This window comes from Cohnella sp. LGH, assembly GCF_017671885.1.
In the GTDB taxonomy this organism is placed as follows: Bacteria; Bacillota; Bacilli; order Paenibacillales; family Paenibacillaceae; genus Cohnella; species Cohnella phaseoli.
In genome coordinates this window covers 8,626,898-8,643,022 of record NZ_CP072117.1, presented here as the reverse complement: position 1 = coordinate 8,643,022, position 16,125 = coordinate 8,626,898, and the positions used below count along the sequence as shown (strand labels likewise).

Genomic DNA, 16,125 nt, shown 5'->3' with positions numbered 1-16,125 from the left:
AAATGAAGACGAGAGCGGGATATGAGACGGGACTCGACAAATTCAACCGAATCGGAACCGCCACGAACTGGGGATTCCATCTTATTTTTATCCTATTGGCGTTGTTGTGCCTCGTGCCCGTCCTGGTGGTTCTATCCATATCGCTTACCGGAGAGGAATCCATCCGTAATGAAGGATACCGTATCTTGCCGGCGGCCATCTCAGGAGAAGCTTATCAGTACATTGCCCGGCAAGGACAGATGATCACCCGGGCGCTCGGCGTTTCCGTGCTCGTTACCGCCCTTGGCACCGTACTGGGCGTGGTGCTGACGACATCGATGGGGTACGTCCTTTCTCGGCCGAACTACAAGCTTAAAGGGCTGTTGACCTGGATCGTATTCATTCCGATGGTGTTTAACGGAGGCTTGGTGTCCAGCTACTATATCAATTCGAATATGCTGGGGCTGAAGGACACGGTCTGGGCGCTGATTCTTCCGCTAGCCGTCTCCTCCTTTAACGTCATTATTTGCAAAACGTTCTTCAGAAGCACGATACCGGACGCGCTGATCGAATCCGCCGAGATCGACGGAGCGGGCCAACTGCGCATCTACTGCTCGATCGTCCTGCCGATTTCGCTTCCGGTGCTAGCCACCATCGGCTTGTTCCTATGCTTCGCCTATTGGAACGACTGGTTCCAATCCATGCTCTATATCGACAATCAGAACCTGTACTCTCTGCAGGCTTTGTTGAACAGTCTGATGAGCAACGTAGATGCCCTGGCAAGGAACGCTTCCAGCATGGGGATCAGTTACGCGGAGCTTGTCGCGACTATGCCCAAGGAATCCGCGCGCATGGCCGTGGCCATCGTCATCGTGGTTCCCGTGGCCATCGCCTATCCGTTCTTCCAGAAATACTTTATCTCCGGTCTGACGATAGGCGCGGTGAAAGGTTAATCCGAAATAAGCCGGAATCTGTCCGGTTTATGATATCCGCCGTAAGCTGTGCACGGCAGACGGCGGGAGTGAAGAAAGATACCAAAGGGAGGAAATGGGAATGACAAAGACGAAGAAGAAATGGCTCGCCCTCGGTGCCGCCACGGCACTCCTGACCACCGCTCTTGCGGGCTGCGGAGACTCGAATTCCAAATCCGAGCCTAGCAACAGCAGCACGCCTTCCAACGCCAGCACGCAATCTGCGGAAGCAAGCAAACCTGCCGCTTCGGGCGAAGTGCCTACGCTGGTATGGTGGACGATCGGCGGCCAAGTGCCCGCCAACTTCGATAAGGCAATCGCTGCGATGAACGAATACACGGCCGAGAAGATTGGCGTTAAGATCGACATCAAGGTAGCGAGCTGGGGAGACTGGGACACGAAGATCAATACGATCGTGAACACCGGCGAACCGTTCGACATCATGTTTACGAACAACAGCAAATACAGTCAGCAAGTGAACATGGGCGCGTTCGCCGATCTCACCGACCTGGTGCAGAGCGAAACTCCGGATCTCTATAACTTCATTCCTCAGAAGGTTTGGGACGGAACGAAAATCGGCGGGAAGATCTATTCCGTACCGACTTACAAGGATTCATCCCTGACCCAATACTGGGTGTTCGACGATAAATACATCCAGAAATACGGCATCGACACGGCCGGTATCAAGACGCTGAAGGATCTCGACAAGCCCCTTCGCGATATGAAGGCTGGAGAAGGCAAGAGCTTCTACCCGATGTCGCTCACCCAAGGCGACGGGTTTAACGGATTTTTCAACGGTTACGACGACATGACGCTCGGCTTGCCGCCGATCGGGGTCAAAGTCGACGACGCTTCCCGCAAAGCCGTCTCCGTGCTGGAGCAGTCGGATGTCATGGACAATCTCAAGCAGCTGCACCAATGGTACAAAGACGGCATCATCAACCCGGATGCGCCGACCAAAACCGAAGCGGAAAGGAATCGTCCGTTCTTCTCGGCACAGGCGTTCCCCGGCGCGGAAGCGAGCTGGCAGATTACCAGCGGCGTCGAGAAATACACGATGTTCCAGATCTTCGGACCGATCTACACGACGAGTACGATTCAAGGCTCTCTGAACGCAATTTCCGCCAACTCGAAATATAAGAATGAAGCGTTAAAATACCTGCAATTGGTCAATACGGATCCGAAGCTGCGCAATATGCTGGCCTTCGGCGAGCTGGGCGTCGACTACAGCAATGTGGACGGCGAGAAAGTGATCGAGCGCACATCGGATACGTGGCCGCTGGCCGCCTATACGCAAGGTACGTTCTTCAACTTGGCCGTAACGAAAGGAGCTCCAGTCGATCAGTGGGATCAAGTTCGCAAGCTGAACGATCAAGCGACCTCCTCGACGAATCTGGGCTTCGCACTGGATATCAGCAATCTGGGCACCGAAGTGGCCAATACGAAGGCAGTATGGGACAAATACCGTTATGAACTGCTTACGGGCGCTTCCGATCCCGAGACGATGGTACCGAAAATCGTTGCAGAGCTAAAGGCCGCCGGCCTGGATAAGCTGATGACAGCCGCACAGGAACAAATCGACGCCTATTTCAAATAAGTTTTGCATGAATCAATAGCTGGCAAACCCGAACGGAAATGGCCGTTCGGGTTTTCTGGCACAATATGCGGGATTGCTTTTCTCGGTCAAGACGTTATATGGTGGAGCGGTGGGGCGCGACAAAAACCTGTTGCAAAGGAGATGCCGCATGCTTTCCTTCATGCGAATCAAAATCTATCGCGGCAAGTTCGTTGCATATGCGGTATTTGTAGTGTTCATCGGCCTGGCGCTAGGCGCGGTTACCTGCGCGGTGCTGCTGGATCAGTGGATAGGCAACTCCCGGAACGAGGCCGCCGGAGCGTTCTCCCGTGTTGAAAGCGCTCTTCAGTACGATGCCGATCGAATCGAAGCTTTCATGCAGAGAGTATACTCCAATAACGATCTGGTGTCCGACATTCGCAGTTTCTTGGGAAACAATGCGGAAGGCTATCTGACGAACAGACTGCAGGGCAGCCAGTTCAATCGGCCGCTCGTTTCTTTTCCCGAAGATATCCGATCCTTCCTGGGCAACGGGGGCAGGGGAGACATCACCCAGATCAGCTTGCATACGGAGCAAGAGGGCAACGTAGTGAGCTTCGATAGCAACGGCAATATGAGCTTCTTGTTTCGTCTGCCCAATACGGACGCAACGTTTCGCGAGACGATTGACAAAGGATTCGTCTATCACAAGAAGCTGTCGGATCCGAATCAAATTTCTCGCCAGCTGGGCGAGATCCGCTTCCTGGTCAGCAGCGAACGGATTTTTAACACGGCTCAAAATTCACGGTTGGATGAAGCGGCGGCCATCAGCGGTTCCGGAGACGTATACTTTCTCGCCGGAGGCGACCGCGGCGCGGAGGAACTGGTTCGCCGAGTCGCGGCGGATGAACGCACGCACGGCTATATCGCGACGGGATTTGCGAATCGGGCCTATTTTGTAAAGTTCACCTCCAACGAGTTCGATTATCGGTTCGTCAGTATCGTAGATTTGACCACGCTGATCCATCGGCAGGCAAATGTGCTGCTCGTCGTGTTTCTCATCGTGCTGGCCGCGATGATTAGCGTTCTGCTCTTGATCGTATACAATCTGCGCGAGGATGCGAACTTCCTGCGGCGGATTATCGTGTCCATCGGACGCGCGAAAACGGCGGATTTCACGCCGGTTAGCCCGGCTCGCTACCGAAGAAACGAATACGGAATGATCGCCCGGGAGCTGGACGATATGATCCATCAGCTCGATCGGCATATCCGTACGAACTATCTATTGAAACTCAAGCAGCAGGAAACCGAAATGAAAGCGCTTCAGGCTCAAATCAATCCTCACTTTTTGTACAATACGCTTGAGGTTATCCGTTCTTCCGCTCTGGTAAATAGCGTAGACTACACTTCCGATGCGATTGCCACTCTAGGTGCGCTATATCGCGATATCGTTAAAAACGACAATATCATCCGGCTCGACAGCGAGCTGGCTTTGCTCCAGAAATACCTGAAAATCATGGAATTGAAATATCCGGACCGGTTTTATTATCAGTTTAATGTGGAGCCGGCGCTGCTGGCCTTGCCGACCGTGAAGTTCTGGATGCAGCCGCTGGCTGAAAATTTCTTCGTTCACGGGTTTAATCCGGAGAGCGAGTTTAATCTGCTGATCGTGAACGGTTGGGAGGAAGAAACCCGTTTTATGCTGGAGATCGTGGACAACGGCAATCGTATCCCCGAGGAGCGGTTGGCCGAAATCAGGAGGAAGCTTTCCAGAGGCGATGACGCTCCGCTAGACAACATCGGTCTGCGCAACGTGTATACCCGATTGCACTTTTTCTACGGGGCGGGTTTCTCCATGAAGATCGACAACAACGAGGAAGCCGGCGTTAAAATATCCGTAATCCTATCCAAGGAGGCGATTGGGGATGTATAAGCTGCTAATCGTAGATGACGAGCCGCAGATTTTGGAGGGCATGAAGCGAACGTTGGATTGGGAAAAATACGGCTTTGGCCGCATTGAGACGAGCGAAACGTATGAGGGTGCGATATCGAAGGCCGTGGAGCTGCTGCCGGATTTGGCTATCTTCGATGTATGCATCGGCAAGCAACGAGGGTACGATGCGATCCACAAGCTCAACGAGCTCCGTCTACCCTCAAAATATATCATCATGAGCGGTTATGGCGAGTTCCAATATGCGTTAGAGGCGATCCGCTGCGGCGCCAAAGATTATCTGCTCAAACCGATCGATCGGAACAAGCTGCAGCATCTCGTTGAGAAAATTATCGTAGAGGATCTGAACGGTACAGTGGAAGGCGCGGATCGCGACGACCTGGACAGCGACCCGGTGCTCGGCGTGCGCTACGATAGTCTCTCCAAGCTGACCAATCGCATCTTGTTGATCGTCAAGGCGGAATATGCTCAGAACTTGAGTCTGAAGTCGGTGGCGGAACGATTTCGGATGAACGGAACGTACCTGGGTCAGCTTTTTCTTAAGGAGACGCACAAGAAATTCTCGGAATATTTAATGGCCTACCGGATGCTTCGAGCCCGTGAACGCATTATGACCACGGACGAGAAAATCGTGTCCATCGCGCTCTCCGTCGGTTACCCCAATCTGAACTATTTTTACTCTCATTTTCACGCCTACTTTGGCAGATCGCCCTCGGAATTGCGGAGAAAGGAATAAAGCCGCCATGAGACAACAACGGAATTCGCGCCGTCCCGCGGCACTCTTCGGGCTCGTCCTGCTGCTGACACTGACTTTATCCGGCTGCGTCTCGTCATCCGGCAACGGCGGGTACGCCGCGACGGGCGGCGATACAGTCAATCTGATCTATTACACGATCGGAGATACCGATAAAGACCTTCAGAAGGTCACCGACAAGATCAACGAGGTGTTGGCCAAAAAAATCGGCGTGACCGTTACCTATATCAAGGTGGGCTGGCAAGAGTACGAGGAGCGTCTGAATACCCTTGTGTCGGCAGGAACCCCCTTCGACATCGCCTTTGCAGTAGAGTACTCGACTTATGCGCAACGCGGCGCATTTCTAAGGCTGAACGATTATTTGAGCAGCGCGGGAAAGGGGATGTACGATGAGATCGATCCCGTTTTCTGGAAAGGCGTGCAGATGGACGACGGCGGCATCTACGGCGTTCCGACCAATAAAGAATTGGCCGTTCGCGACCATTGGATGTACCCGGAGGCGCTGGTCAAGAAGTATGGGATCGACATCTCCAAGTATACAACGCTGGCTTCCCTGGAGCCGCTGCTGCGGATGATCAAGGAGAAGGAGCCCGAATATCAGCCGATGGAGCTGGACAAGGGTTCGCAAAATTTCTTCGCCCTGGACGGCTACCAGTACGTAGCGGAGAAGACGCTCCCGCTTATGGTACGAGGTCAGGTTCCCGACTCCCCGGTCGTGAATATATTCGAAACCCGGGAAGGCCGCAACGTGATGGATCTTCTTCGGCGCTATTATGTGGAGGGCTACATCAATGAGGACGCTTCTTTGCGAGAAAGCCCCGGGCTGAAGCGAGGCGATTTGGTATTCTGGAAGGCCGCGGGGGGCGGGCCGCTCTCGGACAATAGCTGGAGCAAGGATCGCGGCTACCAACTGGTGGCTTACCCCGTTACGCCCGCATTGATTACGACGGAATCCATGCGGGGAGGGGTCATGGCCGTCAACGCGGATACGAAGCACCCCGTCGAGGCCGTTAAGTTTCTCAATCTGCTGAACACGGATCCCGAGGTGCGGAATCTGTTTAACTTTGGTATTGAGGGCGTGCATTACACGCTCGACAGCAACGGCCAGGTGGTCCCCATCCCGCCGACGGACAACAGCGGCAATCCGATTCCGGACGCCCAGCCCAGCTATGGGGGCGTTCAGTATACCCAGGGCAATTGGTTCATTCTGAAGACTATGGGCGGACAGTTCGCCGATCCCTTGGACAAATGGGAGCAGTTCCGGGCCAGCAACAAAGAAGCGGTCTATTCGGGTACGCTGGGCTTTACCCCGGATTTGTCGGGAATGCCGCTTCAAGTAAAGAACATCCAGATGGTTTGGGAGAAGTACTTTCCCGGCCTGATGACGGGCAGCGTGAACGTAGATGCCATGCTGCCGAAGTTTATTTCGGAGCTCCGTCAGGCGGGCATCGACGAGGTCAGGTCCGAAGTGCAAAGACAGCTCGACGCCTGGCGGGCAGACCATCGCAGCCCGTCGGAAACGTTTGACACTCCAAATTGAATAAGGTACGTTGAACCTACACAGGTTGAACCGAAGAGGCATCGAAGAGCGGACCCAATGAAATGGAGAAAGGAATGGCTTTGCCGCAAGTTTTGGCTTTGAGTTGCTCACCTATGAAGGTCTTATCGTTCCAAGCAACTCAAAACAACCTGTCTGAAGCCGGCAAAGCCATCCCTTTCGGAATGCAATGGGCTTCTTTTTCTCGGTTCAACTGGTGCAGGATCCAGCAAAAGAGGAATGGGCGCCTGTGAGAAAGTGGACGGATCGGCTGATCAATCTTCGAGAGATCAACACCCTCAGAAACCAGATATTCGTCGGCTTTACGCTAACGATTATCCTTGTGCTTACGTTTGCGGGTGTGTTTATCTATGGAGAAGTATCCGTGCTCCTCAGGCAAAGCGCGGAGAAGCATATCCAACAGACGGCGATTCAGGCCAACGGACGGCTGGATGCGCTGCTGAAGCAGATCGATTCGTTGACCACCCAGGTGGTCGCGGATGCTTATGTGCAGAAGCTGCTCCTGAAAGAAGTGCAGAAGATGCCGACCAAGTTCAACGAGCGCCAGTCGCTGCTGCAGGTCGCCAACAATTATATGGCCTATTCCTCGGGCATAAGCTCGCTTGAGATCTATACATTGGACAACAGACGGCTGTTCCCGCTTGACGATTCCAGCATCAATCGCATTTCCGAAGATGCGCTCGCGGCGGCGGACGGGAAGAAAGGGCGCATTGCCTGGATTGGGATCGATCCGCGTTCGCCGGATTCAGTGCTGGCGATCCGCCGCATCCAACTGTTGGACCTTTCCTTCTTTCCCGGGGGCTACTTGGTCGTTCACGTTAATCGGGATTACTTCGATATGTACGAGCCCGAGGCAAAGAGCGATCCTTCTAGAAGTAGAGAGTTTATGCTATTGGGCGATAGCGACGATAACCCGATCATATCGGATATTGACCATGAGGCGGCGAGGTCGGTGCTCGCGCAAACGGGCAGCACCGTTACGATCGGGCAGGAGCGCATGCTCGCCGTCAGGCAGCATTCCGAGGTGGCGGACTGGAAGCTCGTGCTGCTCATGCCGGTCGAATCGGCGACGGAAGGGATCTCCGTCCTGCAGACGGCGATCTACGTATCCATCGGCATTGCCGCCTTTGCTTTTCTACTATTGACGCTGCTGCTGTCCACGATGATCACCCGGCCTATTCAGCGGTTGATGAGAAGCATGCGCAGCGCCAGATTCGGAGGGCTCAAGCTGATTCCCGCCGATCGGAACCGGTTTCGAACGTTGGAGATCGATGAATTAAATAACACGTACAACCAGATGGTTACTCATATGAACGAGCTGATTCAGGTCGTCTACGAGAAGGAAATCACGCAGAGCCGCACAGAGCTTAAGGCGCTGCAGGCGCAGATCAATCCTCACTTTCTATTTAACACGCTGGAAGCCTTCTACTGGTCGTTGGAGGAAAAAGAGGAGAGCGAGCTTGCCCAAGTGATCCTCGCCATGTCCGGGCTATTCCGCTATGTGATCGGCAGTGCGGCCGGCAATGACGAGTGGGTCGTCATTCGCGACGAGCTCGAGCACGCCCAGCGATACTTGCAAATTATGAAAATGCGCTTCGTCAATCGGCTGACCTGGAACATCGACGCGGATGAAGCGCTCTTGCAGGCGCCAATTCCGAAGCTGATCATTCAGCCGCTCGTGGAGAACGCAGTTTTGCATGGCGTGGAGAGCCGCATTGGCCCGGGCTCGGTCACAATCCGCGTATTTTCGGCTCGACCGGGCTTTGCGACTGTTGCCGTCCTCGACGACGGGATTGGCATGGACGGGGAGACATTGGCCAAGCTGATGCAAAGCATCGAAGGCGGATTCTCGAAAGACCCCAAGAAAGGGGCGGGGGTGGCCATGTCCAACGTTCAACGGCGCCTCAAGCTCTATTATCCGAACACGGCGGAGCGCGGCAGCGGGCTGCAGATCGAGAGCAAGCCCGGCGTCGGTACGACGGTACGATTTGAAATCACAATTCCTTCGGAAGGGGGCGAACGGTCTTGAAAACGATCTTGATCGTGGACGATGAGCCTCGTACGCGCCTTGGCATACAGAAGACGCTCGTCGCCTGGTCGGCGGGCAAATATCGCATCGAAAGCGCCGCGAGCGGAGTCGAGGCGCTCGAATGGCTGGAAACGAATTCGGCTCATCTCATCATTACGGATGTAAGAATGCCCGAAGTGGACGGCCTGGAAATGCTCGAGACGTTGGCATCGCGCGGACAGCTTCCAGTCATCATCATTATCTCCGGTTATGCCGAATTCGAATATGCGAAGAAGTCGCTGCAGCTCGGCGCGTTCGAATATATTCTTAAGCCGCTGGACAAAACGGCTCTGATTAACGCTGTACAAAGAGCGCTGGAACTCGTCGCCAGCAGGGAGCGCCATGATGCGATGGAGAAGCTGGTCGATCCGAAGCTAATCGAAGTAGGCCGCGATGAAGCGCGTTACGGCACGGCGATCAAAGACGCGATCGGCTACATCTATGCTCATCTCCATGAAGCGATCAGCATGAAGCAGGTAGCGGATCAACTGCATCTGAATGCGAGCTATTTCAGCGTGCTGTTTAAAGAGCAGACCGGCGTTACCTTCAGCGACTATTTGACGCGCAGAAGATTGCAAAGAGCAAAGGAGCTGTTAGTTACAACCAGCATGCCGATCTGGGAAATTGCCGAGAAGGTCGGTTATCAGACGGCCAAATATTTCGTTAAAGTGTTTAAAGACAGTGAAGGAATAAGCCCCGGCCAGTATCGGCACCAGGTGCTGGATACCGATCCCTCCATCCAATAATAATGGAATTTCTCCCAATGGTAGGTTCCTTATGCGCTTTCATTACAAACCCTATAATTATGTATGCGGTTACAAAGTAACTGTAGGCGTTATTAAAGGGAGGGCATTAGTAATGAAACGCTTCTTATCCGCATCCACAGCATTTGTTTTGTTGGCTTCCGTTCTCGCCGCGTGCGGCGGCGGAAATTCGGGCTCGTCCGGCAGCGCGGGCGCAAGCTCAAGCCCCGGCTCAAGCTCGCCAAGCAGCAGCTCCGAATCCCCGGCGAGCAACAATTCCAAAGAGAAAGTCACGATCAACCTCTGGGCCTTCACGGACGAAATCCCGAACATGACGACGAAGTATCTTGCCACTCACCCCGATGCGAACGTCGAGTTCAAAACCACGATTATCGCGACTACGGACGGAGCTTACCAACCGGCGCTTGACCAGGCGCTTGCCGCGGGCGGCAAAGACGCTCCGGATCTCTATGCGGCGGAAGCCGCGTTCGTCCTCAAATATGCGCAAGGCGACGCCTCCGACTATGCGGCTAATTATGCCGACCTCGGCCTTACCGACGACATGGTTAAGAACGCCGGCATCGCCCAATACGCGGTCGATATCGGCAGCAAGGACGGTCAACTGAAGGCACTCGGCTATCAAGCGACGGGAGGCGCGTTCATCTATCGCCGCTCGCTTGCCAAAGATACTTTCGGAACGGACGATCCGACAGCGATCAAGAACGAAATCGGCCCCGGCTGGGATAAATTCTTCGAAGCGGCTGCCAAGCTGAAAGCGAAAGGCTACGGCATCGTTTCCGGCGACGGCGATATCTGGCATCCGATCGAGAACAGCTCCGACAAGGGCTGGATTGTCGACGGCAAGTTGTATATAGATCCGAAGCGCGAACAGTTCCTTGATCTATCCAAGAAGTTGAAGGACAACGGCTATCATAACGATACGCAAGACTGGACGGAAGCTTGGTATGCGGATATGTCGGGCAGCGGCAAACAACCGATCTTCGGTTTCTTCGGCCCCGCTTGGCTCATTAACTACGTCATGAACGGACAAGTGAAAGACACGATCGGCGACTGGGCGGTCACCGAGCCTCCGACAGGATTTTTCTGGGGCGGCACATGGCTGCTGGCTCACAAAGACGTTGCCAAGGACGAGGCCAAAAAAGCGGCCGTAGCCGACTTCGTCCATTGGGTGACGCTCGACTCCTCCGACACGGGCCTGCAAACTTATTGGGCTAACGGCACGATGAAGGAAGGCGAGCAAGGCACCAAGGACAGTGTCGCATCTTCAGTCGTTATGTCGAATGCAAACGGTCAAATCGAGCTTCTCGGCGGACAGAATATGTTCGACGTGTTCGTCCCGGCCAATGCCAACGCTTCAGGCAAAAACCTGACTCAGTTCGACGAATCGATCAACATTCTCTGGCGAGACCAGGTACGGGAATATACGGCGGGCAATAAAAGCCGGGATAAAGCGATCGCGGACTTCAAGCAGCAGGTCAAAGACACTCTAGACATCGCCAGCGAATAGGAAGGCGTAGAAGGGGCGGGTGAATATCCCCGCCCCTTCAAATTAATTGACGGGGTGAGAATCATGCGGCGCAAGGGTGTCAACGTCAACTATTCGAGATACGGCTATATTTTCAGCCTTCCTTTTATTTTTGCGTTTCTGGTTTTCTCGCTGTATCCCATTTTATACACCGCGGCTATCGGATTCACCAATTTACAGGGATTAATCCCAAAGCCGATTCGGATTCTGGATAATCCGTTTCAGAACTTCAAAGAACTTATTTTCGATAATGTCGCTTTTCAGACATCGTTAACGAATACCGCGATCCTCTGGATTTCGAACTTCATCCCTCAGATCGTTCTCGCGCTTTTGCTCGCTGCATGGTTTACTAACCAACGTCTCAGAATACGGGGCCAAGGCGCTTTTAAAGTCATGCTGTACATGCCGAATATTATCACGGCGAGTACGATCGCCGTGCTTTTCAGCACCTTGTTCGCCTATCCGATGGGTCCCGTGAACAGTTTGTTCGAACTGCTGGGCTGGTCCGACGCGCCGATCTTCTTTCTTCAGGACAAGACGACGGCGCGCGGCATCGTATCCTTCATCCAGTTCTGGATGTGGTACGGCAATACGATGATTGTCCTTGTTGCTGGAGTTATGGGCATCAATCCGGCCCTTTTCGAGTCGGCGGCGATGGACGGCGCTAACGGATTCCAGACCTTCTTTCGCATCACGCTGCCAAGTCTTCGAACGATCCTGCTGTACGTGCTGATCGTGTCGATGATCGGCGGTTTGCAAATGTTCGATATTCCGCAGCTGTTCATTGTCCCCTCGGGAGGACCGGACAACGCTACGCTCACCACGTCCGTGTTCATCTACGGGCAAGCGTTCAAGGGCAGCTATTTGTATAATCGCGCGGCGGCAGCGAGCATGATCATGTTCGCGATCGCGGCGGTGCTGTCTGCGGCGTTGTTCTACGCGATGCGCGACCGCGACGCGGCGAGACTCGCAAAAGAAGAAAAGAAGCTTAGAAAAGCTGCAAAAACAGCGGCAAGGGGGGCGTAAATCTTGGCCAATATCGAAAGAAACGGAACCGTCTCCCTGCACAGGAACCGGAGGAAGGAGAGCGGAAAGGCCGTCCGACGCATGAACAAGACGATCATTTACATCGTTCTAGTCTTCCTGGCGCTGCTTAGCATCCTTCCGTTCTGGATCATGTTCGTGAACGCCACGCGTTCTACGCCGGAAATTCAGAGCGGTCTCTCGCTGCTGCCCTCGACGCACTTGTCGACCAACTGGAAAGTGCTGCTGGACAAGAGCTTCGATCCCATACGCGGTTTCTTCAACTCGCTGATCATCTCCGGCTGCGCGACCCTTTTGACCGTTTATTTCTCGTCTCTGACGGCATACGGGCTAACGGCATACAATTGGAGGATGCGCCAGCCGTTCTTTACGTTCATTATGTGCGTCATGATGATTCCCGCGCAGGCAAGCGCCATCGGCTTCTATCAGTTCATGTATCAGCTGCATTGGACGAATAACTTCCTGCCGCTGATTCTGCCGGCGATCGCGGCTCCGGCCGTGGTGTTCTTCATGCGCCAATACTTGCTCGCAACGCTGTCGATCGAGATGCTTGAGGCGGCGCGCATAGATGGATCGGGCGAATTTCGCACGTTTAATCGAATCGTTATGCCGATCATGATTCCGGCAGTGGCAACGCAGGCGATCTTCGCGTTTGTCGCCAACTGGAACAATCTGTTTATGCCGCTGATTCTCCTGACGCAGAAGGATAAATATACGCTGCCGGTCATGGTAAGTTTGCTTCGAGGCGATATTTACAAGACGGAGTTCGGCTCGATCTATTTGGGACTGGCGCTGACCACGCTGCCATTGTTTGTGATATACTTCCTGTTGTCGAGGTATATTATCGCGGGCGTGTCGCTTGGCGGAGTGAAAGAGTAGCTCGTCATTCTGACCGAACCGTATCCTGCCGGTTTGGCACGATGTTGGGTGGGGGATACGAACGTGCACAAAACAAAAATTCGAGCGCTGACCATACTGGCTTTGGGACTGGCCCTCGTTGCATCCGGTTGTGGGAAAAGCATGAACGATCGCAATCCGGAGGCAACGACGGACGAGAAGGTGACGATCAACATGATGCACCTGTGGCCGGCAGCGGGCGCACCGGGCCAACACCAGGTCGTGAACGAAATTATCGACGAGTACCGGGCGGAGAATCCCAACGTTATCATTAAGCAGGAAGTGCTGGATAATGAACGCTACAAAGCCAAGCTTAAAGTGATCTCCGCCGTTAACGAGCTGCCGGACGTAGGCCTGACATGGGCGGCCGGGTATCTTCAGCCGTTCGTCGAAGGCCAGTTGTTCACGCCGCTCGATGAATTGCTGCAGAGCGAACTGCAAGATTCGTTCGTTGCGGGAACTACGGAGGCCTTTACCGTAGACGGCAAAATCTACGCGCTCCCGCTCGAATTCAATATCGCTCCTATTTATTACAATAAGCAAATTCTTGCGAAGTACGGTTTGCAGGTTCCAACGACTTATGGCGAATTTCTGCAGATCGTACAAACGCTTGCCGCCAATGGCGTGAAGCCGATCGCGCTCGGCAACAAGGATCGCTGGACGGGCTCGCTATGGTATATGTATTTGGCCGATCGCATCGCTGGGACGGAAGCGCTTACGAATGCGATTAAGGGCACAGCCTCCTTCACCGATCCGGGTCTTGTCGAAGCGGCGAAGCGCGTTCAGGAGCTTGTCGATAGGAACGCGTTTAACGAAGGCTTTAACGGTCTGTCGAACGATGAAGTCAAAGTGGACTTTATATCCGGCGGAGCCGCCATGTACCTGATGGGGACGTGGGAGCTTCCGAACTACACGACCAACCAGGATATTCAACAGTCGTATCGCGACAGCATCGGTTTCTTCAAATTTCCGACCGTCGACGGCGACAAGAGTCATATCGACAGCTGGGTAGGCGGGCCGGGCGTCGGCTTGTTCGTCGCTGAGAATTCCCCCGTCAAAGAGGAAGCGAAAAAATTCGTGAAGTACTTCGTGAAGCGGTGGGGAGAAGAATCGGTAACCGGAGCCGGCGTGATTCCGGCCACTAAGGTGAACACGTCGAAGCTTCAGCTTCCGCCGCTTTACATTGACCTGCTCAACGAAGTGAATAGCGCTACGAGATTTACGCTGTTTGCCGACGTGCAGATGGCATCGGGCGCTGCCGAGGTTCACCTCAACCGCATCCAGGCGCTGTTCGGCAAGGAAATTACGCCCGAAGAGTTCGCCCAAGCTCACGATGAAGCCATTAAGACCGGTAAATAAGTCGTGAGACCACCGTAAATCGAATGTATTAAGAAACCTCTCCGTGGTGAATGGTTGCTCGACACTTCCATTTCGCCAAAGGACGGTTTCTTTTTTATTTTCCAAGTGGGATATTACTGTATATATGCAACCCATTCAATGGATTTTCTACTCTATAGATAAGAGAAGGGGTAAAGGAGAACAGCGGATGGAAGACCAGGGAATCATTCACCTGTACTTAAAGCGATCGCAGCAAGCGATTTCGGAGACAAAGAATAAATACGGAGCATATTGCCGGGCCATCGCCAGAAACATTCTTTCTAACCTCGCGGATGTTGAGGAGTGCGAGAACGATGCTTATCTGGCGGCATGGAATGCAATACCTCCTCATAGGCCACGGAAATTATCCGTATTTCTGGGAAGGCTGACGCGCAATATTGCGCTTGATAGGTATGGCTACAATACGGCGAAGAAGCGTAATCGCGAGTTTGACGTCATTTTAACCGAGTTGGAAGAATGTTTAGCCGCTCCGGATACGGTGGAAACGGAGGTTGAAGCGGGTGAGCTTGCGAACGCAATCAATCAATTCCTCTATGACTTAGACGAGCAGGCAAGGAATTTGTTTATCAGGAGGTATTGGCACTCCGATTCCATAGAGGATCTGTCAATCCGGTTTAATATGAGCGGCAGCAAAGTCAAATCCCTGTTATTTCGGACAAGAAACAAGCTTAGAGTTCATCTGGATAGAGAGAGGGGCTAACCTGTGAAAAGAGAAGAGCTGTACAAGGAGATCGGCTTGATTGATGAAAGCTTGATTGAAGCGGCTGAGCAGAGCGGAACGGTAAAAAGGAGAAAACGACTCTCTAAAGGGTGGGTGGTGCTAATAGCCTGTCTTGTTCTATATAGTTCAACCTCGACCGTCTTATTGGCGACGGATTATTATAAAAATCAAAATACAGAGCCCTACATCCGCTATTTGACGCCGAATGACATGGAGTTGGCCCCGACCGCTTCCTATGATGCGGAGAAATTTATCCAAGCTTTGAAAAGCGACAATAACGAGTCCGTCTATATTGCCATCAACAGGCTGGTGGAAAGCTTTAATGATGGTATGCTGAGAGAGAAGGCGTTGGAGGAGCTTCAGCCGTTCCTGACCACCGACAATCCCAAAATTGCGGATGCAGCCGCCTTCGCCGTAGATATTCTATCCCAAAGCTATCGCAGCCCTTACGTTTATAAGCTGGCGGACGGAAGCATTCTGTTCACCCTTTTTAACCATTATTCGGATTATGGCAGTCACAATGTTCTTTGGAGAATTAAAGACAATGTGCTTGAAGAGTACTTCAGTTTCTCTAAGCCGTCGATGTATATTAAAGAAGTGATCCCGTCGCCCGATCGGAAGTTGATTGCGGTCGTCACCTGCTCCAATAAAAGCGAATTCGTTCAAATTCTGAACGTGGAAGAGGGCAGAGTAAGTCCGGAGCTGGTAGAATCGGCAAGGGTGAACCACGGCGCGCATAGGGGCTTGGACACATGGATTCGCACAGATCACGAAAACTATAGCTACGCCAATCGCATTGTGTGGAAAGACGATGACACTTTGCAGTTTGAAGGCTCCCTCGCTTACCAGGATACGGAGATTATTGAAAATGTGCTTGTGTCGTATCGGTACAAGGAGAAGAGAATCGAAGTAAAAGAGCTTGACGAGTCCAGGTGAGAAT

At 53.2% G+C, this 16,125-nt stretch carries 13 protein-coding genes; all 13 read left to right on the top strand.

Going from position 1 to position 16,125, the window contains the following annotated elements; genetic code table 11:
• The first annotated feature begins 2 nt into the window (after positions 1 to 2).
• The 13 genes from J4772_RS35610 to J4772_RS35550 all read left to right on the top strand — a co-directional run bounded on the left by J4772_RS35610 (position 3) and on the right by J4772_RS35550 (position 16,121).
• Positions 3 to 932 (top strand): carbohydrate ABC transporter permease, encoded by a 930-nt coding sequence (locus J4772_RS35610; RefSeq protein ID WP_209073510.1) that lies wholly within the window; start codon positions 3 to 5, stop codon positions 930 to 932.
• Positions 933 to 1,032: 100 nt separating this feature from the next.
• Entirely contained in the window at positions 1,033 to 2,547 is a 1,515-nt protein-coding gene (locus J4772_RS35605; protein ID WP_209073509.1) for an ABC transporter substrate-binding protein, read from the top strand.
• 148 nt (positions 2,548 to 2,695) lie between these two features.
• Positions 2,696 to 4,438, top strand: a complete 1,743-nt coding sequence (locus J4772_RS35600; RefSeq protein ID WP_209073508.1) for a sensor histidine kinase — start codon at positions 2,696 to 2,698, stop codon at positions 4,436 to 4,438.
• Positions 4,431 to 5,192 carry a response regulator transcription factor gene (locus tag J4772_RS35595; RefSeq protein WP_209073507.1) on the top strand — a complete coding sequence of 254 codons (762 nt, stop codon included), beginning with the start codon at positions 4,431 to 4,433 and terminating at the stop codon, positions 5,190 to 5,192. Before J4772_RS35600 ends, J4772_RS35595 begins: the two co-directional genes overlap by 8 nt.
• Positions 5,193 to 5,199: 7 nt before the next feature.
• Entirely contained in the window at positions 5,200 to 6,750 is a 1,551-nt protein-coding gene (locus tag J4772_RS35590; RefSeq protein ID WP_209073506.1) for an ABC transporter substrate-binding protein, read from the top strand.
• Between the two features lie 247 nt (positions 6,751 to 6,997).
• A complete protein-coding gene (locus tag J4772_RS35585; protein WP_371822807.1) occupies positions 6,998 to 8,797 on the top strand; it encodes a sensor histidine kinase in 1,800 nt (599 codons plus the stop codon).
• The gene (locus J4772_RS35580; protein WP_209073504.1) at positions 8,794 to 9,582 is read left to right on the top strand and encodes a response regulator transcription factor; all 789 of its coding nucleotides are present in this window, start codon (positions 8,794 to 8,796) and stop codon (positions 9,580 to 9,582) included. Before J4772_RS35585 ends, J4772_RS35580 begins: the two co-directional genes overlap by 4 nt.
• A gap of 112 nt (positions 9,583 to 9,694) precedes the next feature.
• Complete coding sequence (locus J4772_RS35575) at positions 9,695 to 11,107, top strand: ABC transporter substrate-binding protein (RefSeq protein WP_209073503.1); 1,413 nt, start codon at positions 9,695 to 9,697, stop codon at positions 11,105 to 11,107.
• Positions 11,108 to 11,170: 63 nt separating this feature from the next.
• Positions 11,171 to 12,151: a carbohydrate ABC transporter permease gene (locus J4772_RS35570; protein WP_209073502.1), complete on the top strand. Its 981-nt coding sequence runs from the start codon at positions 11,171 to 11,173 to the stop codon at positions 12,149 to 12,151.
• 3 nt (positions 12,152 to 12,154) lie between these two features.
• Complete coding sequence (locus tag J4772_RS35565; protein ID WP_247740942.1) at positions 12,155 to 13,048, top strand: carbohydrate ABC transporter permease; 894 nt, start codon at positions 12,155 to 12,157, stop codon at positions 13,046 to 13,048.
• A 63-nt stretch (positions 13,049 to 13,111) separates the two neighbouring features.
• On the top strand, positions 13,112 to 14,425 hold the full coding sequence (locus J4772_RS35560; protein WP_247740941.1) for an extracellular solute-binding protein: 1,314 nt from the start codon (positions 13,112 to 13,114) through the stop codon (positions 14,423 to 14,425).
• Positions 14,426 to 14,612: 187 nt separating this feature from the next.
• Positions 14,613 to 15,164, top strand: a complete 552-nt coding sequence (locus J4772_RS35555; RefSeq protein ID WP_209073501.1) for an RNA polymerase sigma factor — start codon at positions 14,613 to 14,615, stop codon at positions 15,162 to 15,164.
• A gap of 3 nt (positions 15,165 to 15,167) precedes the next feature.
• Positions 15,168 to 16,121, top strand: a complete 954-nt coding sequence (locus J4772_RS35550; RefSeq protein WP_209073500.1) for a hypothetical protein — start codon at positions 15,168 to 15,170, stop codon at positions 16,119 to 16,121.
• The last annotated feature ends 4 nt before the right edge of the window (positions 16,122 to 16,125 follow it).

What these genes read in the sequence shown, in the direction of transcription:
- J4772_RS35610 (WP_209073510.1), top strand. Translation starts at nt 3, where the DNA reads ATGAAGACGAGAGCGGGATATGAGACGGGACTCGACAAATTCAACCGA.
- J4772_RS35605 (WP_209073509.1), top strand. Translation starts at nt 1,033, where the DNA reads ATGACAAAGACGAAGAAGAAATGGCTCGCCCTCGGTGCCGCCACGGCA.
- J4772_RS35600 (WP_209073508.1), top strand. Translation starts at nt 2,696, where the DNA reads ATGCTTTCCTTCATGCGAATCAAAATCTATCGCGGCAAGTTCGTTGCA.
- J4772_RS35595 (WP_209073507.1), top strand. Translation starts at nt 4,431, where the DNA reads ATGTATAAGCTGCTAATCGTAGATGACGAGCCGCAGATTTTGGAGGGC.
- J4772_RS35590 (WP_209073506.1), top strand. Translation starts at nt 5,200, where the DNA reads ATGAGACAACAACGGAATTCGCGCCGTCCCGCGGCACTCTTCGGGCTC.
- J4772_RS35575 (WP_209073503.1), top strand. Translation starts at nt 9,695, where the DNA reads ATGAAACGCTTCTTATCCGCATCCACAGCATTTGTTTTGTTGGCTTCC.
- J4772_RS35570 (WP_209073502.1), top strand. Translation starts at nt 11,171, where the DNA reads ATGCGGCGCAAGGGTGTCAACGTCAACTATTCGAGATACGGCTATATT.
- J4772_RS35555 (WP_209073501.1), top strand. Translation starts at nt 14,613, where the DNA reads ATGGAAGACCAGGGAATCATTCACCTGTACTTAAAGCGATCGCAGCAA.